The following is a 21,525-nucleotide window of genomic DNA, read 5'->3' as shown; positions in this document are numbered from 1 at the left end:
CGCCCCGCCCCGGCCCGCCGCTCCAGGTCAGGACAGGGGAATGGTGACCTCGTCCTCGACCGGCGGGGCGACCTCCTGGGCGCGGTTGCCGGTCGCGGCGTAGCAGCGCAGACGGACGGTCTCCGGGGTGACGTCCAGACGCAGGAAGCATTTGAAGAACGGCGGGCTGTAGGTCGCCGAGCTCGGTGAGAACAACTGGGTGTAGATCTTGCGTACGGGCAGGCGGAACCGCTTGGCGCGGTCGGGTCGGCGTCCGGTGCCCAGCAGGCCCGCGACCAGGCGCGTGCGCCGGGTGATCCGGGCGTCGGCGGCCGGTGCGCGACCCGGCCGGATGTCCAGCCGCTCGGCGACGACGGCCGTGGCCTCTGCCTCGGTGAGAGCGAAGAAGCGGCGCATCCGCAGCCGGCGCCCGTAGAGCCCGCTGTAGAAGGCCAGGGAGTCGCCGCGCAGGGGATAGCAGCGGAACTCCTTCTCGGTGACGTTCGCGATGTCGACCCGCGGAATCGTGTGCGTGGCGTGCATGAACGCACCGCCGCCGCCCGAGACGACGTACTGGATGGTGCGGCCGTCCACCTGCACCGGATAGCGCTGGTAGTTGTGGATGTCGCCGCCTATCGCCGCGACATAGCGGTGGGCCGGGTCGCGGACGATCTCGTCGACCGTGCCGCCCCCGTCGATCGCGCAGGGGTGGTACTCACCGTCCACGTACAGGGGCTGGCCCGTGATGAGGATCTTCGGCCGGGGATCCTTGGACACCTCGCGCAGCCAGGCGCCCTGTTCGGCGTCGATGGTCCCGAGCAGTCCCGTGTCGATGCCGATGATTCGCACCGGCCCGGCGTCGATCGCCCAGTACGGCCCCGGCTGGACGGCCTGTTGAGCCGGAGCCGACCTCAACTCCCGTGCCTGCGCAAGGCGTTGACCGTCCCCCTTGCGCGGCCTGTGCCAGAGCAGCGACCGCAGCCATGCCTTGCTGAGCGGGCGCGGCGCGGCCTCGGGTTGGAGGGCCGGGGCGTCGTCGCAGAAGACGCGCATGAACGGGCCGAGGTCCTCGTACCAGTCGTGGTTGCCCGGTATCGCGTAGATCGGTGCCTGGTAGTCCTGGTACGGCCGGAAGAACTTGGTGTCGTAGTCGTCGGCGCTGCCCACCGGATAGATCACGTCACTTGCGAGGACCGCGAACCTGGTGTCCTCACCCACCTTCGAGAAGCCAGGCACGACCGCGTACTGGGGCTCGTCGCCCTCGCCGGTGTCACCGATGACGAGGAAGGAGAAGCTGTCCGGGTCGTCGCGCCGGATCACCTTGTCGGCAGGCGCCCCGGCGGCCGCCCGCTGAGCAACCCAGCGGCTGCGCGTACGGGCCGTGGGGTCCCCGAACCAGGACGCGAGCACGCCGTTGCGGGCGGCCCAGAGCATCTTCGGGCTGAGCCAGGAGATCTTCTCGACCTTGGGCGGCATCAGCCGCTTGTACTCGCCGAGTTCGGTGGCGCCCCAACCGGCGCCTTCGGCGGTATCGCGTGAGGAGTCAGACACCTGTGCACCGTAACAATGATCTAGAGACGGTCGAGAAGGGGAGGGCGGGGCTCCGGCGTGTCGCCGTGCCCCGTCCTCCCGTCGCGTCACCACTTGTGGGCGTACGGTTCCCGGTGGGGCGGCCGGCCGCCGGCCGTCGGTGCCTTGAACTCTCGGTTGTCGCCCGGCTGTTGCCCTGAGGAACTGCCCGGTCCCGCGGTACGCGGGGATGTGCCGGAGCGGTCCCTCTGGCCCTCGCCGAGGACCAGGAGCGGGTCGAACATCACGACCACTCCGGCCAGCAGGAGGAAGATGGCCGGCCCCAGGAGCATGGGCAGCAGCAGCGAGGTGGGCGAGTCACCGGCCCACGACGCGCCGGTCGCACCGTGCAGATGCACGCTGACGGCGGCCATGCCCGTGTAGTGCATCCCGGAGACCGCCACGCCCATGACCAGGCTGGCGCCGAGGCTGGTCAGGAAGCCGCGGACGGTGACGGCCGCCCAGAGCGCGGCGGTCGCGGCGATGATCGCGATCAGGATCGAGAGCCCGACGGTGAACACGTCGTACTGGATGCTGCCGTCGAGGTGCATCGCCGCCATGCCCAGGTAGTGCATGGCGGCCACGCCGAGTCCGGTGATGACGCCCGCACCGGTCAGCGCGCCCTTGCCCGCGCCCCGATAGCCGACGATGAACACGCCGACGCCGACCACGATGACGGCCACGGCGAGGCTGAGGACGGTGAGTCCCCAGTCGTATCCGATCCGGGTCTCCTCGACCTGGAAGCCGATCATCGCGATGAAGTGCATCGTCCAGATGCCACAGCCGATCGAGGCGGCGCCCAGCGCCAGCCAACCCGCCTTCCATGAATGCTCGTTGAGCAGGGACCGGACGATGCACCGCAGTCCCAGCGCCCCTCCCAGGCAGGCCATCAGATAGGCCGCCACCGGGGTCACCGCACCATAGCGGAACCCGTCAACCGTGCCTTCCATAAGCCAACTCCCCCCAGAGTCTTGGCTAGTTGTGGAGAAAGGTGTACGGGGCAGGGTTGGGCCAAAGCAAGCCTTTACCGCCGGTAGCAGTTGAACTCTGCATCACCAGGAGTCAACTTCGGTCACACAGGGATGAGTTTTGGCCAAGTGAGGGCCGGGCTCAGGAGGGCGGCTCGCTTCGGACCACGAGTGGTGCCGGGCCTCACGGTGTGGCACAGATGGAGGGAGGTGGCATCGGGCAGGAGGGGGCAGCGGAAGGAGCCGACATGCAGGACATCGCGATCATCGAGGCGCCGTCCGTGCTCGGCCTGCGGCCCTCCGGGGTTGAGGAACTGCCGACGGCGCTGCTCGACGCCGGACTGGCGGCCGCTCTCGGCGCGGCACGGGCCGGCCGGGTCGAACCACCCGCCTACGACCCGGCGAGGGACGCGGACACCGGGGTGCTCAACCCGCACGCCATCGCGGGCTACTCCGTCCGGCTGGCCGACGCCGTCGGCGACGTCCTAGACATGGGCCGCTTCCCCGTCGTCCTCGGCGGCGACTGCAGCATCCTGCTCGGCAACCTCCTCGCCCTGCGCCGCCGCGGTCGCCACGGCCTGCTGTTCCTCGACGGGCACACCGACTTCTACCAGCCGTCGGCGGAGCCGACCGGTGAGGCGGCCTCGATGGAACTCGCCCTGGCCACCGGCCGCGGCCCCCGGCTGCTCGCCGACCTCGAGGGCCGCGGCCCCCTGGTGCGGGACGAGGACGTCGTGGCCTTCGGCTTCCGCGACGCCGCCGAGTCTGCCGAGGCCGGTATGCAGCCGCTCCCGGCCGGGCTGCACGCCGTCGACCTCGACGGCGTCCGCGCGTCCGGCGTGGGCACGGCGGCGCGCCGAGCGGTCGACCGGCTCGCCGCCGGTGCGGACGCCGGGTTCTGGGTCCATCTCGACGTCGACGTCCTGGACGACGCGGTCATGCCCGCCGTCGACTATCGCCAGCCCGACGGGCTGACCTGGGACGAGTTGGAGAGCGTGCTGCGGGCGGCGCTGGCCGACGCGCGCGCCGTGGGACTCGACGTCACGATCTTCAACCCGCGACTCGACCCGGACGGCACCATCGCCGCCCGTCTCGCCGAGTGCCTGCGCCGTGGGTTGTCGGCTCGGAGTGCCCGCACGGGTGCATGAGTATTCTTTGGGTACCCCGATGACCAGGCGGTTGTGCCACCGCCGTCTTCGTCGGACACCCCCCACCTCGAAAGGCTCCGACCCTGAACGGCCCGCTCGCGGAAGCGCTCTCTGTCGTCCTCCTCGTGGTGGTGCTGGTCTGTGCCGTGGTGCGCCCATGGGGCCTGCCGGAGGCGGTCGTCGCCGTCCCTGCCGCTGGGGTGGTCATCGCCACCGGGGCGATCTCGCTGGACCACACAGCGGAGGAGGCCGCCCGACTGGGACCGGTGGTCGGCTTCCTCGCGGCCGTCCTGGTGCTGGCCCAACTGTGCGACGACGAGGGCCTGTTCCAGGCCTGCGGGGCATGGATGGCGCGTACCGCCGCGGGCCGACCACGCCGACTCCTGGGGCAGGTGTTCGTCGTCGCCTCGCTGATCACCGCGGTGCTGAGCCTGGACGCCACGGTGGTGCTGCTGACCCCGGTCGTCTTCGCCACCGCCGCCCGGCTCGGCGCCCGTGCCAAGCCGCACGTGTACGCCTGCACCCACCTGTCGAACACGGCCTCGCTGCTGCTGCCCGTCTCCAACCTCACCAACCTGCTGGCCTTCGCCGCGAGCGGGCTGAGCTTCACCCGCTTCGCCGCGCTGATGGCGCTGCCGTGGGTGGCCGCGATCGGCATCGAGTACCTGGTCTTCCGCCGGTTCTTCGCGGTGGATCTGGACGCCGGCGCACAGGCCCCGGCCTCCGCCGGGAAGCCCGAGCTGCCGCTGTTCGCCCTCGTCACGGTGGCGGGCACGCTGGCCGGGTTCGTGGTGACCTCGGCGGTGGGCATCGAACCGGCGTGGGCGGCCTTCGCGGGAGCGCTGGTGCTGGCCGTGCGCGCCCTGATCCGGCGCCGGACCACTCCCGCGGCCCTGGCGCGGGCCGTGGGCCTCCCGTTCCTCGCGTTCGTCCTGGCCCTGGGCATCGTGGTGCGGGCCGTCGTGGACAACGGTCTGGACGACGCCCTCGGCCGTCTCGTCCCCGACGGCACCGGACTGCCCGCGCTGCTCGGCATCGCCGCGCTGGCCGCCGTACTGGCGAACGTGATCAACAACCTGCCGGCGGTGCTGGTGCTGCTGCCCCTGACCGCGGAGGCCGGGCCCGGCGCCGTGCTGGCGGTGCTGCTCGGCGTGAACATCGGTCCCAACCTCACCTACGCCGGGTCCCTGGCGACGCTGCTGTGGCGCAAAATCGTGCACGAGCACGACACTGACGTCGAACTGGGAGAGTTCACCCGGCTCGGCCTGTACACCGTGCCCGCCGCGCTCATCTGCTCGGTGGCGGCGTTGTGGGGCGCACTGGAACTGATCGGAACGTGATCGAAACCCGATCGGAGCATCATCGGCGTCCGATCGGCCATGTGACCCGAGGCCGAGGCCGATCGGATACGACCGGGCCGGACCGAGAAGCCGGAGGCTGACCTGTATGGCCGTCATCGTGTGGATCGTCGAGGGCACCTGGCCGGCCTGCGTGGACGCGGCCCGCACCCGGGTTCCCGAACGCTCGGAGATCGTCCTGCTGCACGTCACCGGCCACGAAAGCCCGGGAGCCGCGCACGGAGCCTTCGCCGGTCTGCTCGGCCGGGGCCACCCCGAGCGGGATCCCGGCACCCGGATGGAGCAGCTGGCCGCCGACTCCGCCCGCGAACTTCTTGAGGCGGCGGCCGGCCGGCTCGGCCGGGACTGCGCGCGCGTGGAACGTTCCGGCCGCGTCGAACGCGAGGTCGTAGCCGCGGCCGACGGCGCCGACCTGCTCATCGTGGCCCGGGACGGCGACCGCAGCCATCTGGGACCCAGGAGCCTGGGCCCGGCCGGCCGGTTCGTCGTGGACCACGCCCCCTGCCCGGTCCTCCTGGTCTGGCCGGAAACCACCCCAGGACTGTCCAGCCTCCCGGCCCCGCCCCCGCATCAACCGCACCACCCCTAGGGCCGTCAGCCGTCAGCGGTCCAACGTCAGCCGTCAAACGTCGTACTCGTCGGGCAGACGCAACCCGGGCCCGCCGGCCTGCAGACCAAGGGGCACCGCGCGGCCCTTCGGCTCCTCCCACTCCTCCTGGCGGCCGAGCGCGGTGAGGTCGAGGTACGGGATGCCGTAGTGGAACTGCTCGATGCCACGGCCGAAGGTGGAGTAGGTGTGGAACACCTCGTCCCCGACCCGCAGAAAGGCGCTGACGCCCGGCCAGTCGCCGCGCAGCCGCTCCGACCACGGCATGCCCGCCTCCGCGAGCTCGGCCTCGGTGCGGTGGAAGACCTGCACCGGCGCGACCCGCTCGTCGACGGTCGCATGGAAGTCGTAGTTGAAGTCGCTGCCCGCCGAGGAGTACCAGGGGAAGGTCCACCCCATCCGCGCACGGTAGGCGGCGAGCTTCGGATACGGCGCCCGGCTCACCGCCACCAGCGTCGTGTTGCGGGCATGCAGCTGCCGCAGCCCGCCGATGACGTCGGCCGCGGAGGAGCAGCTGGGGCAGCCGGTGTCGCGGGGGTGCTCGCCCCCGTCGGCGTCGATGTCGTACGTCCACATGAAGTGGTGCATGACCAGCTGGGGACGCCCCTCGAACAGGTCGGGCAGGCTCACCGTCCCGTCCGGGCCCTCGAAGGTGTACGCCTTCTCGATCCGGACCATCGGCAACCGTCGCAGCTGGGCGTTCACCCGGTCACGCGCGCGCGTGAGCTCCTTCTCCTCCGCCAAAAGCTCCTTGCGGGCGGCGAGCCACTCCTCGCGCGACACCACGTCCGGCAGGTTCGCCATCGAAGTCATCTCCCGGTCCTCCCACAGGTGCCGTCCAACGAGCAGCCGAAGCGACCGCCCCTCCAGCTTGCGCCCGCTCCCGCCCGCTCCGCACACCGATTCGGTCCAGACGCCGGAGTCCGGATGTCAGAGCGGCCCCTTACTGTGCCCGGCTATGACCCATGACGTGCTCGACTACGCGCGGCCCGGCCCTCTCACCACCCTGGACGCGGCGCAACTCCCGCTCATCGAGGGACTTCCGGAGGACCCCGTCGGTATCTGCGCCGCCGTTCAGAACCTGGTCATCCAGCCCACGGACGCCACGGCCCTGGGGATTCCCGAGAGCCGGATGCCGGAGAAGAACATCCGGCCGGTCAGCGAACTGATCGCCGCGCTGACCGCCCTCGATCCGGCTCCACTGCACCGGCCGCGAACGCCCGCGAAGCGGGTGATCGGCACCTGCCGCCACTTCGCCACGATCGCCTGCGCGATCCTGCGAGCACGAGGGATCGCCTCTCGCGCCCGGTGCGGTTTCGGGACCTACTTCCAGCAGGGGCGCGGCTTCGACCACTGGATCACCGAGTACTGGGACGAGGCCCGGCGCCGATGGGTGCGCGTGGACACCGAGCATCTCGGCAGGGACTTCGTCGCCCGCCCGGACGACCTCGCTCCGGGCGAGTTCCTCACCGGCGGCGAGGCATGGGTCCGCTACCGGAGCGGCGTGATCGATCCGCACACCTTCGGCACGGCCGGCACGGATCACGCCTGGGGGCCGCACGAGATCAGCGGCAACGCCGTCCGTGACCTCGCCGCGCTGTGCAAGTGGGAGACCTTGAACTGGGACGAGTGGGGTCGCATGACCGCGGCCTACGAGGGCGGGACCGGCCCCGACTACGACCGCCTGATCGACATGGTCGCCGATACCTGCGCCCAGGACGATCCGTCCGCGTTGAGCCGCCTGTTCGCCCACGAGGACCTCGCCGTACCCCGGGACATCACCGGTTGAGGCCGGTCGGCGGCCGACGGCGGGTCTCCTAACGCCTGCGTGCGCTCAGGCGTTTCACCTCCCGCGCGGCCTCGCGCTCCTCGCGCTCGGCCCGGGCCAGGGCGTCCGCGGTCGTGCGGCTACGTTTCTCGGCCTCCCGCTGCTCGTGTTCGGCCCGCTGGAGCTCCTCCCGGGCCTGACGCAGCTGCTGCTCGGCAGCCGACACCTGCTGCCGGGCCTGGCCGTGCCGGTCTCGGGCCTGCTGCAGCGCGTCGTCGGCGTCGGCCTGCTCGGCACGTCTGTCGTGCAATCGCCGCGTGGCCTCTGCGGCCGCTTTTCGGGCCTCGTCGAGCTGTTCCTGCCGCTTCTGGCGCCGTTCGGCGAGTTCGTCCTTCGAGCGTGTTCGCGCGGAAGGTGCAGGTGCCGTGGACGCGGGCGGCTTGCGTGGAGCGCGGGTCGCCGCAGCGGTGCCGGTGGGAAAGTCCGACGGCGGGGTGAGGGCGCTCTCCAAGCGACCGCCGGCCCACCTGTCGGCGGCCTCCGGGTCGGCGAGCACGGCGCGCAGGGTGGATTCGACGTCCTGCTGCACCGTGGCCGACAGCGGGTGTCCCGCCTGACGGGCCAGTTGGGCGGCCTGCCGGGACAACGCGGAGACCATGTGCCGACGCTGCTCCGCCAGCTCCTTGATGCCGGTGGCGTCCAGAGCGTGGTACGCCTCGCGCAGCGCCGGTCCCAGTTCCAGGACCCGCCGGCTCTCCTCCGGCCGGGAGCGCAGCAGCAGGTTCGCGGCCCAGGCCGCCAGGGTGGGGCGCCGGGCAGCGCGGATACGGCGGGCGTCCTCGCCGCGGCCGGCGGTCTTGGCCGCGGCCGCCAACTCCGCACGGCGGGCGACGAATTCGGCCGGAGGCGTCACGTACAGGTCGTCGAGCACCGCCTCCACGTCGGACTCCCGGCCGCCTCGCGTTCCCTTGCGCTTGGTCAGGGTCCCCACATCCCCGGTCCACCTTCGTGCCACGGGCTCGGACCCGACTCGGCGGCGTCCACGGCCGTCCCGCCACCGGCCCCGGACGGCAGGCAGGCGATCACGTGCAGCACGGACATGGCACCAGCCTCACCCGCACCCGCCGGCCCCGCATCCCGGACCTGGCAATCAGCGAGGCCGGTCGGTCCGCCGCCCGGGTGACCTGGCCTGCTTCGCGGCGACGGCCATGACGAGGGTGGAGATCAGGACGATGCCGGCGCCGACGTAGAGCGGCGACGTGTAGCCGAGGCCCGCCGTGATGGCCAGGCCGCCGAGCCAGGCGCCGAGGGCGTTGCCGACGTTGGACGCGGACACATTGGCGCTCGCGGCCAGTGCCGCACCGCGGGCGAAGTCGGTGACGCGAGTGATCAGTCCGGGCACGCCGGCGAACCCGAACAGGCCCATCAGAAACACCAGGACGACCGATGCGGTGGCGCTGGTCGCCAGCAGACCGAACACGGCCAGCGTGACGGTGAGGCCGAGCAGCGAGAGGACCAGCGCGCGGTCACGGTCACCGTCCGCCGCCCGCCCGCCGATCAGGTTCCCGACGGCCAGGCCGACGCCGTACACCATGAGCAGCCAGGCGACATCCGCGGGGGAGAAGCCGCCGACCTCGGTGAACGTGTAGGCGATGTAGCTGAACGCACCGAACATCCCGCCGTAGCCGAGCGCGGTGGCCGCCAGGGTCAGCCAGACCTGGCCGGAGCGGAAGGCACGGACCTGGGCGCGCAGGGCGCTGGGCGGTACCGGGCCGGGGTGGCCCTCCACTGTGGGCGGCCGGCCGGGGACGAGGGCGACGATGCCCGCGAGTGCCAGCACGCCGATCGCGGTCACCGCCCAGAAGGCCGCCCGCCAGCCCCAGCGCTCCCCGACCAGCGCACCGAACGGCACGCCCAGCACGTTCGCGACCGTCAGACCGGCGAACATGACGGCCACCGCACGGGACTTCCTGTCCGGCGCGACAAGGCTGCGAGCGACGAGTGACCCGATGCCGAAGAACGAGCCGTGGCACAACGCCGCGACGACCCGCCCCAGCAGCATCACGGGATAGCTCGGCGCCAGGGCGGACAGCAGGTTGCCGATGACGAACAAGGCCACCAGGCCGATCAGGACGTTCTTGCGGGGCAGCCGTGCCGTCGCCGCGGTCAGCGCGATCGCACCGACCGCGACACTCAGCGCGTACCCGGAGATCAGCCATCCCGCGGCCGCCTCGGACACCGCGAGGCTCGACGCCACCTGCGGCAGCAGGCCGGCGATCAGGAACTCGGTCAGACCGATGCCGAAACCACCCAGTGCCAGCGCGACGAGCCCACTCGGCATCCGTAGCCGTTCGACCGCGCGCCCGTCCGAAACGAGCCTGGAAGCGCCGCCGCTCACGGGAAGTCCGTGTCCTCGACCGTGAATTCGCTCATGGGCCCACCCTCACGGCTGCCGGGTGGATCCGTCGATGGACAAAGATCGACGGCGCTTGGACGAAAGTGAGAGCGGACGGATCCCCCTCGGTCACACCGCCACGCCGGCGGCTACGTCTCCGTTTACGCCTGGATCCACCGCCTCAGCGCCTCGACCGTGTCCTCCGGTGTCGTGTTGAAGCACAGCCGGATCCCGGGCGCTTCCTCGGTCAGGACGTTGACCAGTCGCTCGAACAGCAGGGTGTTCTCCGGCAGCATCCGTACGCCCCCGCCGATCATCGCCAAGCCGAACGTGTGCTCCTTGAGCTGCTCGCGGACGGTTGCCTCGGCGCTGTCGGGAGAGGTGTCGATGAGGCACGGCACGGCATCGAACCCGGCATCGCGCAGCGCCGCGTTCGCCGCCCCGATCCGGGCGGTGAGCATCGCCTCGTCGACACCGTCGGGCATCCGGCTGTAGTCGAGCGCACTGGGATGCAGCCCGATCGACAGTACCTTCGTGTCGCCCGGCAGCTCGGTCGCGGTCGTGGGTCGGCCCATGGGCAATGCCTCTCTGCTCGCGGCACAGTGATCTTCCCGGTGTATCACGGGAGTTGGGCCCGCGGCCCGGTCGCTCCGAAACCGGCGGACGACCTGACCCCAGGCTCAGATCCGCGCCGGTACCGGCCGCCGAAGGAGATAGGCCGCCGCGCCCGAGACCAGCACGGTCATGCACGCGATGAACACCAGCCCCGCGTTCTCCAGGCCGATCGGGCCCGTCAGCAGGCCCACACCGATCACCGGTACCGAAATGCCCCCGTAGGCCACCACGAACAGTGTGGAGATCACCGCCGCGCGCCGGTCCGCCGGGGACGTCTCCGCCACCGCGGCCAGCGCCCCGCGGAACGCCAGCCCCTGCCCGCAGCCGCCGACGAGGGCGCTGAGCACCACCAGTGACATCAGATCCCAGTGCAGTGCCCCCGCGAGCAGCGCCAGCCCGGCGAGGAGTCCGGCGCAGCCCATCGGCAGCGATCGCCTCACCCCGACCGGACCGACGGCCAGTTGCCCGGCGGTCGAGGCGAAGAAGGCCAGCGCGACGACCAGCCCGCTCACGGCGTGGTTGTCCACGTCCAGGGACTCGGCCAGGAACGCCGGGCTGACCGACGTGAACACCCCGAACAGCGCGAACCCCACGAACGACGCGATCGCCGCCGGACCGAACACCGCCCGCACGCTCGCGGGCAGGGCGGGCCGCTGCGGCCGTACGGTGCTCAGCGGCAGCCGCTCCCGTACGGTCTCGGGAAGCCGCAGCAGGACGGCGGCACAGCCCGCGACCAGTGCCAGGTGCACGGCGAACGGCAGATACAGCGGCCAGGCGGCGTACTGCGCGAGCACCCCGGCCAGCAGCGGACCGCAGCCCAGTCCGCCCATGTTGGCGGCCGTCGCCACGAAGGTGGCCCGCGAGGCGCCCCCGTGCGGCGCCAACTCCATCACGTACGCCGTCGCGGCCCCGGTGAACAGACCGGCGGACAGCCCCGACAACAGTCGCCCCGCATACAGCCAACCGAGCCCGGTGGCGCACAGAAAGCAGACGGCACTGGCCGCGGCGCACCCAAGACCCCACATCAGCACCTCACGCCTGCCCACCGCGTCGGAGGCGTTGCCCACCAGCAGCAGCACACCGATGACCCCGAAGGCGTACACGGCGTACACCACGGTCACCGTCAGCTCGGAGAATCCGAACTTCTCCTGGTAGAGGGGATAGAGGGGCGTCGGCAGCGTGGTGCCGGCCATGCACACGGCGAACACGGCCCCGCTGAGCAAACACTCCCGCCACCCTCGGCGATCACCGTCCACGCCGCCGACGATAACCCCGTACCTGGCCTTGGTCCGGACCGGCGCGCCACCGGTACGGCACAGGCGCCGCGCGCCGGCCGAAGGCCACGAGCGGCCTAGAACGTCCGCTTCAGCAGATCGAGCAGCGCCGCCCAGTGCCGCTCGGCCGCGGCCTGGTCGTATGCGGAGGTGTCCGCCTGGGTGTATCCGTGGTGGGCGCCCTCGTAGACCTCGTACCGGTGGCGGACCCCGGCCGCGGTCAGCGCGCCGGCGAGGCGCTCCATCTGCTCGGGCGGCATGGAGTGGTCCGCGTCGGCGTGGCCGAAATACAGCTCTGCGGTGACGTGTTCGGCGACCAGGTGCGGGCTGTCCGGTGCGTCGGTCGCGAGCTGCCCGCCGTGGAAACCGGCTGCGGCGGCCACCCGGTCGGGGTAGGCCCCCGCCGTGCGGAGGGCGAGCCGCGCGCCCATGCAGTAGCCGGTGAGGGCGACCGGACCGTCGGCGACCTCGGGCCGCTCCGCCATCCAGCGCAGATAGGCACCGGCGTCCCGCATCGCGAGCTCGGGCGTCAGGGACTGCATCACCGGGGCGATCTTCCCCCACAGTTCCGGCCGCGCGGCGGGGTCGATGAACTCGGGCAGCTCGAAGACCGGGCTGCGCCCGTGGCGGTAGAAGACGTTCGGTACGAGGACCGTGTAGCCGGCCTCGGCGAGTCGGTCGGCCATCGACCGCAGGTGGGGACGCAGCCCGAAGGCATCCTGGTAGAGGAGGACGCCCGGCCGGGGCAGACCGTCGCCCGGATGGGCCAGGTAGGCGTCCGCCACGCCGTCCTCGGTGGGGACGTCGACGTCTGTTGCCTGTACGGAGGTCATGGGGGTGCCTCTCTGCGCGGTCCACGGCGAGCACGTCGCCGACCCGGTGGAACCGGGCCGCACGCATGGTTGCACGCACCATCCAAACGGGGCCGTGGCACCCCCGCCCACTTGGAGACGGCTTTACTCGAAGCGGGACGTGTCGCCCGCTCCCTTCCGTACGATCTCGGCCTCCCCGGACGAGAAGTCGATCACCGTCGTCGGCTCGGTCCCGCAGTCCCCGGAGTCGACCACCGCGTCCAGCACATGGTCCAGCCGGTCCTTGATCTCCCAGCCCTGCGTCATCGGCTCGTCCTCGTCGGGCAGCAGCAGCGTGCTGGACAGCAGCGGCTCCCCGAGCTCGGTCAGCAGCGCCTGAGTGACGACGTGGTCGGGGATGCGCACACCGACCGTCTTCTTCTTGGGGTGCTGGAGCATGCGCGGCACCTCCCTCGTCGCGGGGAGAATGAACGTGTAGCTGCCGGGTGTCGACGCCTTGACCGCGCGGAACACGTCGTTGTCGACCCGCACGAACTGGCCGAGCTGCGCGAAGTCCTGGCAGACGAGGGTGAAGTGGTGCCGGTCGTCCAGCCGGCGAATGGACCGGATCCGGTCGATGCCGTCACGGCTGCCCAGCCGGCAGCCCAGCGCATAGCAGGAGTCCGTCGGATACGCGATCAACGCACCGGAGCGGACGCTGTCGGCGACCTGGGCGATGGTGCGCGGCTGAGGGTTGTCGGGGTGCACGTCGAAGTACTTCGCCATTCGCCGAGCCTATGCCCTGGAAGCCCGAGGGCCGTGCAGGCCCGGGTGGGCAGGCCGGGGGAGGGCGGCCGCACGGGCACCTGCATCGCCGGTCCGCGGAAACCGGCGTCAAGGAAAAGACTGTGACTGAGGCTCAACCGTTTCCCCGATGTGAACGACGGCGAACCGTGGCGCACAGGTGAGGTAACGTCCCCGACCGGTACGTCGTGAGTGAAGCGCAGGACGAGGTGAAGGCCGACGTGGTTGGCAGAGAGGACGAGGTCCGTCAGGCGGGGGCGGGGAGCGCCGACGGCTCGGCGTGGGCGGAGGAGTTGCTGGACCACCTGCGGCCGACCGGACGCGACGTGCGCCGGGTCGTCGCCTGGCTCGCGGATGCGGTGGACGGCGTCGCCGCGCTCCAGGACGACACCGGCACCCTCCTCGCCGGCCCGCTGCCACCCCTGGACGACCGCCTCGTCGAGGCCGTCGCGGCCGGCCGTATCGCCTCCGCCGCCTGGGAGGGGCAGGGCCGTCATCTGCGCCTGGTCCGGGTGGCGTACCCGAACCCTTCGGCGGCGGGTGTCCTCGCGGTGTCGCGCGAGTCGGCCTTCGACCGGCGCACCGCCGACATCGTCACGCACACCGTCCAGGTCATCGAACTCCTGCTCAAGGCGGGCGAGACGACCGCCGCCGGCCGTCGGCTGGAACAGGCGACCTCCGATCTGCGCCTGGCGATCCTCCAGCTGCTGATGGTGGAGGACACCGTCTCCGCGCGCCGCGTCGCCGCGGGACTGTGGCCCGGTCTGCTCGACACGGAGTCCGCCTGCGTCTACGTCGTCGAGGGCACCGCCGAGGAGCGCGACGGGCTCGCCGCGGAGTGCATCGACGTGACGAACGAACGTGCGCTGGTCGTGCTCTGCCCGGCGGTGGACGAGCACGTGATCGTCGTGACGCCCGGCGAGGCCGAGGCCCGGCAACTGCGCTCGTTGATCGGCCCGCGCCCCCGCACCTTTCTCGGCGGCAGCGCCCGGCACAGTCTCGCCCGCACCGCCACCGCCTACGGTCAGGCCGTGAGTGCCCTCGCCGTCGCGCACTTCCGCCCGGACAAGGCCGCCGTCTACGCCGAACGTACCCACCCCGAGCGACTGATCGACCCGGCCGCCCTGCGCGACTGGACGGACCATCTGCTGCGGCCGCTCGACACCCTGCCGCACCACACTCGCGCCGAGCTGCTCGCCACCACCCGGCTGGGCCTGGAGTTCACCGCCGTGAGCGCGGCCAAGGTCCTCGGCGTCAGCCGCAACACCGTCCGCGCCCGCATGGAACGCGTGGAGGGTCTGCTGCGCACGGACTTCACCGACCTCACCGCCCGCGCCGTGGTCCATCTGGCCCTCAACATCAAGGTCAGCCTGGCCTCCACACCGGCCGACAGCGACGCCACGGAAACGGAGCCCGTCCCGCTGGACGACCTGCTGTCCGGGCCCGCCATGCGCACCTGGGCGCAGGAACTCCTCGCCCACCTCGACAAGGACAGCCGGGACCTGCGGCGCACCCTGCGCGCCTGGATCGCCGAGGGCGGCAACGCCGAACGGGCCGCACAGACCCTCGGCATGCACGCCCAGACCGTCCGCGAGCACGTCCGCAGCGCGGAACCCGTCCTCCAACGGCAGCTTCTCGTCGGCGGCACCGACCTGTACGAGGTCGTCCTGGCCCATCTCACCCTCGGTGACCTGGATCAGCCCGCACTTCAGGCGGCTAAATAGGGCCTTCCGGACTCACTTGTGCACAGGTGAGCCTCACGGGGCGTGCAGCGGGCATCGACGCGATACCCAATCCCCCCGCGTAGACGTAAGTTCGACCTGCGGCGGGGGCACGACCGGAACGGGGGACCGGTCGCGTCCCCGCGTCCCCGCGCCCTCAGGCCCGCAAGCGCACGGGGATCTCCTGCCAGCCGAACGCGATGAACGACGGCACCTGACGCAGCTCGTCCTCCCCGACGGCCAGCTCCAGGCCGGGGAATCGCTCGAAGAGGGCGGGCAACGCCGTGAGGGCCTCGACTCGGGCCAGCGGAGCGCCGATGCACCGGTGCACACCGATCCCGAACGCCAGATGGTCGTCGGCCCCGCGCGCCGCGTCGAAGCCGTCCGCGTCCGGCCCGTAGTGCTCGGGGTCCAGACCCGCGGCGGCGTACGTCGTGATGATCGCGTCCCCGGCCGGCACGGTCACATCCCCGACCTTGAGGTCCTCGACGGCGAACCGCAGGGGCAGTGAGGCGATCGACGGGTGCACGCGCAGCGTCTCGTCGATCACCGCGTCCCAGCCGATCTTCCCGGACCGTACGGCCGCCAGCTGCTCGGGGTGGGTCAGCAGGGCGACGACCGCGTTGCCGATGAGATTGACGGTCGTCTCGAAACCGGCGCCGATCACCAGCAGCAGCGTGTACAGCAACTCCTCGTCGCTGAGCCGGTCGCCGTCCTCGTCACGCACCCGGATCAGCTCGGTCGTCAGATCGTCCCCGGGGTGCTCGCTGCGGTGGGCGATCAGCGCCCCCAGCACCGTGCCGATCTGCTGCTGCACGAACGCGGCGTGCTCCGGGCTCGGGTCGGAGGTGTCCATGATGGCGGCGATGAGCGCCCCGGTCGCCTCCGTCAACTCGTCGGGCACACCGAACAGTTCGCAGATCATCCGCATGGGCAGGGGATGGGCGAAGCCGACCTTCAGATCGACCACGTCGCCGCCCGCGCCGCCGAGGTCGAGGGCGTCGTCGAGGGAGTCCAGCAACTCCGTGGTGATCGCCTCCACCCGAGGCCGCATCAGCTCCGTACGCCGCTGGGTGAAGCTCGGCGCGACCAGCTTGCGCAGCCGTGTGTGGTCGGCGCCGTACGTGGAGAGCATGTTGACCACGCCGACCCAGCCCAGGATCCAGCCCCAGGAGGGGTGTTCGCCGATCTCGGGCCACAGCCGCCAGTGCCGTCGCGGGTCCTTGCTGACCTGAGGGTCGAGGATGAGCTCCTTGAGGGTGTCGTAGCCGGTGGGCGCCCACGCGGGAATGCCGCCTGGCAACTCCACGGGCACGATCGGGCCGAGGGCGCGCAGCCGGGCGCTCTCGCCGGCGATGTCGGATCCGAACGGGTCGATGGCGAAGCGGTCGAGGCGTTCGGTGCGGTCGGTCTCGGTCACGACGGAACTCCTGGCTGGTCGGGGGAGCGAGGGCTGAACCGGACGGGCAGGGAGGTCAGCGAGCGGTGGAAGGGACCGGGCCGCCAGGTCAGGCGGGCGCGCGGCAGGACCGGCTCCAGATCGGGCAGCCACTGCGTGAGCCGCTCGATCGCCTCGGTGGCGATGAGCAGCGTGTGCTGCCGGACCGGGCAGGCGTGCGGGCCCGCCGACCAGGACAGGTGCGAGGCGTCCTTGGGGTGCCGGCCGCTGGTGACCTCCTGCTCGGCGAAGTGGGCGAGCGCCCCGTAGGAGACGACCACCGGCACCGCGGCTCTGATCCATGTGCCGTGGAAGGACACCGGGTTGCGGGCGTAGTGGATGCCGTAGTTGGCCAGCGGTGTCTCGTGGTGGAGCACCTCCACCACCGCGTCCGTCACGGGGCGGGCTCCGCTGGTGAGCGTGGAGTAGTACAGCGGGTTGCCGAGGATGCGGGACAGCGCGTTCGACACCAGGTTGGCCGTCGGCTCGTGCCCGGCGCCCAGGGTGAGGAACACCTGCCAGGTGACCTCCTCGGGGGTGAGCCCGGCGGGATGGTCCAGGAGCCAGCTCGGCAGGTCGTCGCCCCGCCGTTCGGCCTTGGCCCCGATCAGCTCCAGCACGTACCCGCCGAACTCCGCCTCGCCCTCGGCCGCTTCGGCGCCGCCCTCCATCATCTTGCCCAGCGCCCCGTCGAGCCGGTCGCTCTGGCTGTCCGGCAGCCCGAAGAGGTTGTTGAACACCAGCGCCATCAGCGGGCGCGCGAACTCGCCCACCAGATCGGCCTCGCCCTTCGGGCCCATCCGGCCCACCAGCACCCGCACCGCCCGGTGCACCCGGGCCCGCAGATCGTGCGGCTCGATCCGGTCGAAGGTGTCGATCAGCGTGCTGCGGTACCGGACATGGGCCGCGCCGTCGGCGAACAGCGTGTTGGGCCGCCAGCGCATCATGCCGAGCACCGGGGAGTCGTCGGCGACCGTGGACTCCCACGGCCGCGGGTCGTGCGAGAAGGTCTCCGTGTCGTGCAGCAGATCCAGCGCCGCCCGCCGCTCGGTGACGACGTACGCCGGCACGCCCGGCGCCAACTCCGCCCAGCCGACCGGGCCCTGATCACGCAGGGCGTCGTAGTAGCGGTACGGATCCAGCGCGAAACCGTCCTCCCACAGGCGCACGGGCGCCGAGCGGGAGAAGGCCTGCCGGTCGGGTGAGTAGGTGGTCACCGGCCCTCCGGAGTGTGACGTTTGATCAGGTGCTGGACCAGCGCGAGCAGGGCGTCGACGGACGAGTCGGCGTCTCGCGCGTCACACGTCACCGTCGGCGTGCCCGTCTCCAGGTCCAGGGCGGCGCGCAGCTGTTCCTGGGTGTGGTGCCGGGGCGCGTCCGGGAACGCGTTGAACGCGACGGCGTAGGGCAGTCCCGACTCCTCCACCAGCCCCAGCACGTCGAACGACGCGTCGATCCGACGGCTGTCGACCAGGACCAGGGCGCCCAGCGCGCCGTACGCGATGTCGTCCCACAGTGCCCGGAACCGCTCCTGCCCGGGCGTGCCGAACAGATACAGCACGATCCCGCCGGGCAGGCTGATCCGGCCGAAGTCGACGGCGACCGTGGTCGTCGACTTGTCCCGCACCCCGGCGAGATCGTCCACCTGCGCGGACGCCTCGCTGAGCGGTTCCTCGGTGTGCAGGGGCCGGATCTCGGAGACGGAGTCGATCAGGGTCGTCTTGCCCACGCCGAAGGGGCCGGCGACCAGGATCTTGACCAGGTCGCGGGCGGTGTCGGGGAGATGGATGTCCCCGGTCGGGGTCGGGGGAGCGCTAGGTGTGTTTGAGGGCGCGAAGGCCATCGGCCACTCTCTTCAGCAGGTCGGGGTCGAAGCGTCCGGCGGGCGGGATCGGCGCACGGGCGAGTACCAGGTCCCGGTCGATGAGGTCGGCCGCCAGCACGCGCACCGCGGACACCGGCAACCGCAGCAGCGCAGCGGCCTCCACGACCGTCAGCGAGCCTTCGTCCAGGGCGTCCAGCAGGGCGAGTTGGGCGGCGGGCAGACCGGCGGGGGCGGGAGTGCGCGTGCCCGTGAGCACCGACAACCGCTCCAGGTGGGACCGGCTGGGCCGGGCCACGCCGCCGGTCGACAGATACGCCGGGACCAGCGGGCGGCCGCCACGCCGGCCGGTCATGCCGACGCGTCTCCGTCGGCACCTCGGGGCGCGGCGGCCATCGCCTTCTCGCCCAGCCGGGCCACCTGCGAGTGCACCCGGTGCGCGAGCAGATCGAGGCGCACCTCCTCGTCGCCGTAGGCGGCCACGCAGGTGCCGTGGTCGGTCGGCACGATCAGCACATAGCCGTGGTCGGACTCGATGACGACCTGCCGCACCTCGGCCTGCTCCCGGTCGGCGAACGCGGCCGCCGCGGTACGGCACGCCCCCTGCACGGTGCTGGTGATCGCGGCCACCCGCTCGGCCGAGGGCCGGGTGAGCGCGTCCGTGTACCCGGTCACCAGTCCGTCCCGCGTCAGCAGCACGGCGGCCACCACGTGCGGCACCTGCAGGATCGGTTCGAGCACCCATGCGGTGTCTCCGGCATCACGGCTGGTCATCGAGCCGTTCCCCCTTCATGGTCGGTCTGATCGATGTCGTCGGCCGTGGCTTCGGCCCGCTCCCGCGCCGCGCCGGCGGACTCCGGTACGGCCATGGAGGCGTCGCCGCTGCGCTCGCCGGCCGCCGACCGGGCCGCGGACGTACCGGCCTGCAGCGCGCCCAGCGCGGCGGCGGCGCGCTCCGGGCGGCGTACCTCGGGCCGCGGTGCGGGCGTGTCGTCGGACGCGGCGGCCAGCCGCGTGCGGCGCCGCCGCTGCGGCAGGCCGCCGACGTCGCGCGGAGCATGATGCCCGGACGCGGTACCGGAGGCGTCGTGGTCGTGCTCGTCGCCGTATCCGTGCGAGGTGCCGGACGTCCCGCGTCGGGAGCTCGCGGCGGGCTCACCACGGGAGCCACCGGAGGTCTCACCACGGGGGTCGCCGGAGGCCTCACCACGAGAGCTGTCGGAAGCCTCGCCCCGTGGTCCGCCGGAAAAGTCGCCGTGCGGGTCGACGGACGCCTCACCGCGCGAGCCGGGGGACTCGTCACCCCGTGAGCGGAGGGACTCCCCACCACGCGAGCCGACGTGCTGCCCGGGCTCCTCGCCCCGCGAGCCGACCGATGCCTCGTCCCGGGCCCGGGCGGACGCCTGGTCGTGGGATGCCTTGCGTGTGGGGCGTGGTGCGCTGGCCGCTGGCGGTCGCTCGTCGGGGTCGATACGGCTGAGCAGGTGGCTGTCGACGCGCAGTACCGCGCGCACCCCGCCGTACGGCGACGGCGACGACACGTCCACGCTCAGGTCGAACTGCCGGGTCAGCTGCCCGATCGCGGCGAGTCCCATGCGCGGCGGGTCGCCCAGCTCGGTGAGGAGAATCGGCTCGGAACCGGCCACCAGCCGCTGCGCGCGGGCGCGTTCGTCCTGGGTCATGCCGAGGCCGGCGTCGTCGACCGTGACACAGGCGCCGTGATGCACGTGCTCCAGGTTGACCACGACGTCCGTGTCCGGCGCGGAGTGCCGCAGGGCGTTGTCGAGGAGTTCGGCGACGATGATCGCGACCGGCTCCACGGCATGGGACACGAGCCCGGTCCCCGCCGCCAGGTGGTTGTGGACCCGGATCCGGTGGTAGCCCACGAGCCGGGCCTGGCCGCCGGTCACCGCGTCCACCAGGTGCGACTCCTCGCGGGCGAGCCCGACCCAGGCCCCGCACACCACCGCGGCCACCTGGGCGCGCCGCAGCGACTGCTCGTTCTCGTGGTCGAGCTGGAACAGGGTCTGCGTCAACTCCGGGTCGTCGTACTTCTGCTGAAGCCCGCGCAACGCGTCCTGCAACCGGTACAGGGCTGCCTGGATCTCCCGTGTCGCCCCGCGCATCCCGGCCTGCGCGGCCGCGTCCACCCGGGTGCGCTGCGCGGCCAGCTCGGTGCGCAGCCCGGTCAGGACGTGCTCCAGCGCGAGGCCCAGCGGTGTGCCCGAGGTCTGCGGATGCAGTGGGCCCGGCACGGCGACATGCGGGTGCGCCAGCTGTCGGGCCGCGGCAGGAAGCCGTTGCGTCCCCAGATGCTCGACCTCGTCGGTCAACGCCTGTAGTGCGTCGCCGAGTTGGTGGCGCAACGCGGCGATCTCGGCGCGCTGCCGCGCCTGTTGGCGCTGTGCGTGCAGCAGCCCGCCGCCCAAGGCGACTGCGGACAGCATGCCGACGGCGAGACCGCCGGTCACCAGGTCCGGTATTTCGATCATCGAGTCGGTTCCCAGGAGGTCGGTTCGGGAGCGGTCGGGCAGCGCTGGTCCCGAGGCCGCGGGGAAGGCGCTCGCAGCACAGTACACACCGTCATCGACCGATCTCGCACGGTCGATCGATACTTCAATTCGAAAGTGTCAGGACTCTGCTCACTTCTGCGTCAACTGTCTGAATTGGCGTACAGCAAGGGGGAGTTGACGTAGATGCCCGCCTTCGGCGGTGCGGTGTGTGCCCGCTCGGGCGGCGGGTACTCGGCGAAGCCAGCAACGACAACGCCGGAGGAGGCCCGAATGACCAGCGGCACGGAAACCGGTGGCGTGACCGGTACGCAGGACAAGGACTACAACCTGATCTGGTACGTGGAAGCGTGCCTGAACAACGCGCTGCGTCTGGAGAACTACATCGAGGATGCGGAACGCGGCAAGGACACCGAGGTGGCCGACCTGTTCCGCAAGGCCCAGGCGGACAGTCGCAAGGGCGCCGAAATCGGCAAGGCGCTCCTGCGCACGCGACTGAGCGGCGGCTGACCGAGCCGGCCCGCGCGGCCCGGACACCGAGAAAGAGGAGGTGTCCGGGCTTTCGCCTCTCCGGGGGTGACGGAACTGTGTCGGACCTCGCTTCGTCAACCACCCTTTGGACACGTAGGGTTTACCTTCGTTCGGCCCGTCGGACCGAACGGAGTTGCTATGGTGCTACTCGCTGGTAGCAAGCCGAACGGGGCGCGGGGAGTCGGCGGACCAGCGCCACGGCTTCACGGCGGGTCGTCGAGCGCGAC

Annotated in this window: 21 protein-coding genes; 6 read left to right on the top strand and 15 right to left on the bottom strand. The window is 71.7% G+C overall.

From position 1 onward, the window contains the following. Positions 1–27: 27 nt before the first annotated feature. Together ABD932_RS29055 and ABD932_RS29050 are read right to left on the bottom strand one after the other, a co-directional pair. Positions 28–1,530 carry a metallophosphoesterase family protein gene (locus ABD932_RS29055; RefSeq protein ID WP_345016955.1) on the bottom strand — a complete coding sequence of 501 codons (1,503 nt, stop codon included), beginning with the start codon at positions 1,528–1,530 and terminating at the stop codon, positions 28–30. A gap of 86 nt (positions 1,531–1,616) precedes the next feature. After that, positions 1,617–2,498, bottom strand: a complete 882-nt coding sequence (locus ABD932_RS29050) for an MHYT domain-containing protein (protein ID WP_345016953.1) — start codon at positions 2,496–2,498, stop codon at positions 1,617–1,619. Between the two features lie 266 nt (positions 2,499–2,764). On the opposite strand from ABD932_RS29050, the gene ABD932_RS29045 reads away from it, so the two are divergent. From ABD932_RS29045 to ABD932_RS29035, 3 genes are all read left to right on the top strand, one after another. After that, the gene (locus ABD932_RS29045; protein ID WP_345016951.1) at positions 2,765–3,664 is read left to right on the top strand and encodes an arginase family protein; all 900 of its coding nucleotides are present in this window, start codon (positions 2,765–2,767) and stop codon (positions 3,662–3,664) included. Between the two features lie 83 nt (positions 3,665–3,747). Next, positions 3,748–5,004 carry an SLC13 family permease gene (locus ABD932_RS29040; RefSeq protein WP_345017091.1) on the top strand — a complete coding sequence of 419 codons (1,257 nt, stop codon included), beginning with the start codon at positions 3,748–3,750 and terminating at the stop codon, positions 5,002–5,004. 106 nt (positions 5,005–5,110) lie between these two features. Beyond that, the gene (locus tag ABD932_RS29035) at positions 5,111–5,611 is read left to right on the top strand and encodes a universal stress protein (protein WP_345016949.1); all 501 of its coding nucleotides are present in this window, start codon (positions 5,111–5,113) and stop codon (positions 5,609–5,611) included. Between the two features lie 33 nt (positions 5,612–5,644). Here the strand turns inward: ABD932_RS29035 and ABD932_RS29030 are convergent, their stop codons facing one another. Further along, a complete protein-coding gene (locus ABD932_RS29030) occupies positions 5,645–6,442 on the bottom strand; it encodes a DUF899 domain-containing protein (protein ID WP_345016947.1) in 798 nt (265 codons plus the stop codon). A gap of 145 nt (positions 6,443–6,587) precedes the next feature. Between ABD932_RS29030 and ABD932_RS29025 the strand changes: the two genes are divergently transcribed. Beyond that, positions 6,588–7,418, top strand: a complete 831-nt coding sequence (locus ABD932_RS29025) for a transglutaminase-like domain-containing protein (protein ID WP_345016945.1) — start codon at positions 6,588–6,590, stop codon at positions 7,416–7,418. Between the two features lie 28 nt (positions 7,419–7,446). Here the strand turns inward: ABD932_RS29025 and ABD932_RS29020 are convergent, their stop codons facing one another. From ABD932_RS29020 to ABD932_RS28995, 6 genes are all read right to left on the bottom strand, one after another. Then, positions 7,447–8,388, bottom strand: a complete 942-nt coding sequence (locus ABD932_RS29020; protein WP_345016943.1) for a hypothetical protein — start codon at positions 8,386–8,388, stop codon at positions 7,447–7,449. Positions 8,389–8,547: 159 nt separating this feature from the next. Beyond that, the gene (locus ABD932_RS29015; RefSeq protein WP_345016941.1) at positions 8,548–9,738 is read right to left on the bottom strand and encodes an MFS transporter; all 1,191 of its coding nucleotides are present in this window, start codon (positions 9,736–9,738) and stop codon (positions 8,548–8,550) included. 215 nt (positions 9,739–9,953) lie between these two features. Then, positions 9,954–10,367 carry a hypothetical protein gene (locus ABD932_RS29010; RefSeq protein WP_345016938.1) on the bottom strand — a complete coding sequence of 138 codons (414 nt, stop codon included), beginning with the start codon at positions 10,365–10,367 and terminating at the stop codon, positions 9,954–9,956. Between the two features lie 105 nt (positions 10,368–10,472). After that, complete coding sequence (locus tag ABD932_RS29005; protein WP_345016936.1) at positions 10,473–11,663, bottom strand: MFS transporter; 1,191 nt, start codon at positions 11,661–11,663, stop codon at positions 10,473–10,475. A gap of 95 nt (positions 11,664–11,758) precedes the next feature. Then, a complete protein-coding gene (locus tag ABD932_RS29000) occupies positions 11,759–12,514 on the bottom strand; it encodes a dienelactone hydrolase family protein (protein ID WP_345016934.1) in 756 nt (251 codons plus the stop codon). A 123-nt stretch (positions 12,515–12,637) separates the two neighbouring features. Then, positions 12,638–13,258, bottom strand: a complete 621-nt coding sequence (locus ABD932_RS28995) for an L-threonylcarbamoyladenylate synthase (protein WP_345016932.1) — start codon at positions 13,256–13,258, stop codon at positions 12,638–12,640. Positions 13,259–13,497: 239 nt separating this feature from the next. Between ABD932_RS28995 and ABD932_RS28990 the strand changes: the two genes are divergently transcribed. Beyond that, positions 13,498–15,000 (top strand): helix-turn-helix domain-containing protein, encoded by a 1,503-nt coding sequence (locus tag ABD932_RS28990; protein WP_345017089.1) that lies wholly within the window; start codon positions 13,498–13,500, stop codon positions 14,998–15,000. A 154-nt stretch (positions 15,001–15,154) separates the two neighbouring features. Here ABD932_RS28990 and ABD932_RS28985 read toward each other — a convergent pair whose 3' ends face one another. From ABD932_RS28985 to ABD932_RS28960, 6 genes are read right to left on the bottom strand one after another with little or no spacing between them, the layout of a single operon-like run. After that, positions 15,155–16,417: a cytochrome P450 family protein gene (locus tag ABD932_RS28985; protein WP_345016930.1), complete on the bottom strand. Its 1,263-nt coding sequence runs from the start codon at positions 16,415–16,417 to the stop codon at positions 15,155–15,157. After that, positions 16,414–17,652 carry a cytochrome P450 family protein gene (locus ABD932_RS28980; protein ID WP_345016928.1) on the bottom strand — a complete coding sequence of 413 codons (1,239 nt, stop codon included), beginning with the start codon at positions 17,650–17,652 and terminating at the stop codon, positions 16,414–16,416. The genes ABD932_RS28985 and ABD932_RS28980 overlap by 4 nt, the downstream gene beginning before the upstream one ends. Continuing rightward, a complete protein-coding gene (locus ABD932_RS28975; protein ID WP_345016926.1) occupies positions 17,649–18,278 on the bottom strand; it encodes a GTP-binding protein in 630 nt (209 codons plus the stop codon). The genes ABD932_RS28980 and ABD932_RS28975 overlap by 4 nt, the downstream gene beginning before the upstream one ends. After that, complete coding sequence (locus ABD932_RS28970; protein ID WP_345016924.1) at positions 18,250–18,612, bottom strand: DUF742 domain-containing protein; 363 nt, start codon at positions 18,610–18,612, stop codon at positions 18,250–18,252. The genes ABD932_RS28975 and ABD932_RS28970 overlap by 29 nt, the downstream gene beginning before the upstream one ends. Continuing rightward, positions 18,609–19,031 carry a roadblock/LC7 domain-containing protein gene (locus ABD932_RS28965; RefSeq protein WP_126398364.1) on the bottom strand — a complete coding sequence of 141 codons (423 nt, stop codon included), beginning with the start codon at positions 19,029–19,031 and terminating at the stop codon, positions 18,609–18,611. Before ABD932_RS28965 ends, ABD932_RS28970 begins: the two co-directional genes overlap by 4 nt. Then, on the bottom strand, positions 19,028–20,749 hold the full coding sequence (locus ABD932_RS28960) for an ATP-binding protein (RefSeq protein WP_345016920.1): 1,722 nt from the start codon (positions 20,747–20,749) through the stop codon (positions 19,028–19,030). Before ABD932_RS28960 ends, ABD932_RS28965 begins: the two co-directional genes overlap by 4 nt. Before the next feature lie 291 nt (positions 20,750–21,040). Here ABD932_RS28960 and ABD932_RS28955 point away from each other — a divergent pair, with 291 nt between their 5' ends. After that, on the top strand, positions 21,041–21,277 hold the full coding sequence (locus ABD932_RS28955) for a hypothetical protein (RefSeq protein WP_345016918.1): 237 nt from the start codon (positions 21,041–21,043) through the stop codon (positions 21,275–21,277). Positions 21,278–21,525: the final 248 nt, after the last annotated feature.

Origin of the sequence: Streptomyces shaanxiensis (assembly GCF_039537145.1) — a bacterium.
Classification (GTDB): Bacteria; Actinomycetota; Actinomycetes; order Streptomycetales; family Streptomycetaceae; genus Streptomyces; species Streptomyces shaanxiensis.
Note: the sequence above shows the minus strand (reverse complement) of the source record. Positions and strands in the feature narration are given on the sequence as shown.

Bases quoted from the DNA above. Each gene is read 5' to 3' on its own strand.
- ABD932_RS29050 (WP_345016953.1), bottom strand. From the start codon at position 2,498: ATGGAAGGCACGGTTGACGGGTTCCGCTATGGTGCGGTGACCCCGGTG.
- ABD932_RS29045 (WP_345016951.1), top strand. From the start codon at position 2,765: ATGCAGGACATCGCGATCATCGAGGCGCCGTCCGTGCTCGGCCTGCGG.
- ABD932_RS29035 (WP_345016949.1), top strand. From the start codon at position 5,111: ATGGCCGTCATCGTGTGGATCGTCGAGGGCACCTGGCCGGCCTGCGTG.
- ABD932_RS29030 (WP_345016947.1), bottom strand. From the start codon at position 6,442: ATGACTTCGATGGCGAACCTGCCGGACGTGGTGTCGCGCGAGGAGTGG.
- ABD932_RS29025 (WP_345016945.1), top strand. From the start codon at position 6,588: ATGACCCATGACGTGCTCGACTACGCGCGGCCCGGCCCTCTCACCACC.
- ABD932_RS29015 (WP_345016941.1), bottom strand. From the start codon at position 9,738: ATGCCGAGTGGGCTCGTCGCGCTGGCACTGGGTGGTTTCGGCATCGGT.
- ABD932_RS29010 (WP_345016938.1), bottom strand. From the start codon at position 10,367: ATGGGCCGACCCACGACCGCGACCGAGCTGCCGGGCGACACGAAGGTA.
- ABD932_RS29000 (WP_345016934.1), bottom strand. From the start codon at position 12,514: ATGACCTCCGTACAGGCAACAGACGTCGACGTCCCCACCGAGGACGGC.
- ABD932_RS28995 (WP_345016932.1), bottom strand. From the start codon at position 13,258: ATGGCGAAGTACTTCGACGTGCACCCCGACAACCCTCAGCCGCGCACC.
- ABD932_RS28975 (WP_345016926.1), bottom strand. From the start codon at position 18,278: ATGGCCTTCGCGCCCTCAAACACACCTAGCGCTCCCCCGACCCCGACC.
- ABD932_RS28970 (WP_345016924.1), bottom strand. From the start codon at position 18,612: ATGACCGGCCGGCGTGGCGGCCGCCCGCTGGTCCCGGCGTATCTGTCG.
- ABD932_RS28965 (WP_126398364.1), bottom strand. From the start codon at position 19,031: ATGACCAGCCGTGATGCCGGAGACACCGCATGGGTGCTCGAACCGATC.
- ABD932_RS28960 (WP_345016920.1), bottom strand. From the start codon at position 20,749: ATGATCGAAATACCGGACCTGGTGACCGGCGGTCTCGCCGTCGGCATG.
- ABD932_RS28955 (WP_345016918.1), top strand. From the start codon at position 21,041: ATGACCAGCGGCACGGAAACCGGTGGCGTGACCGGTACGCAGGACAAG.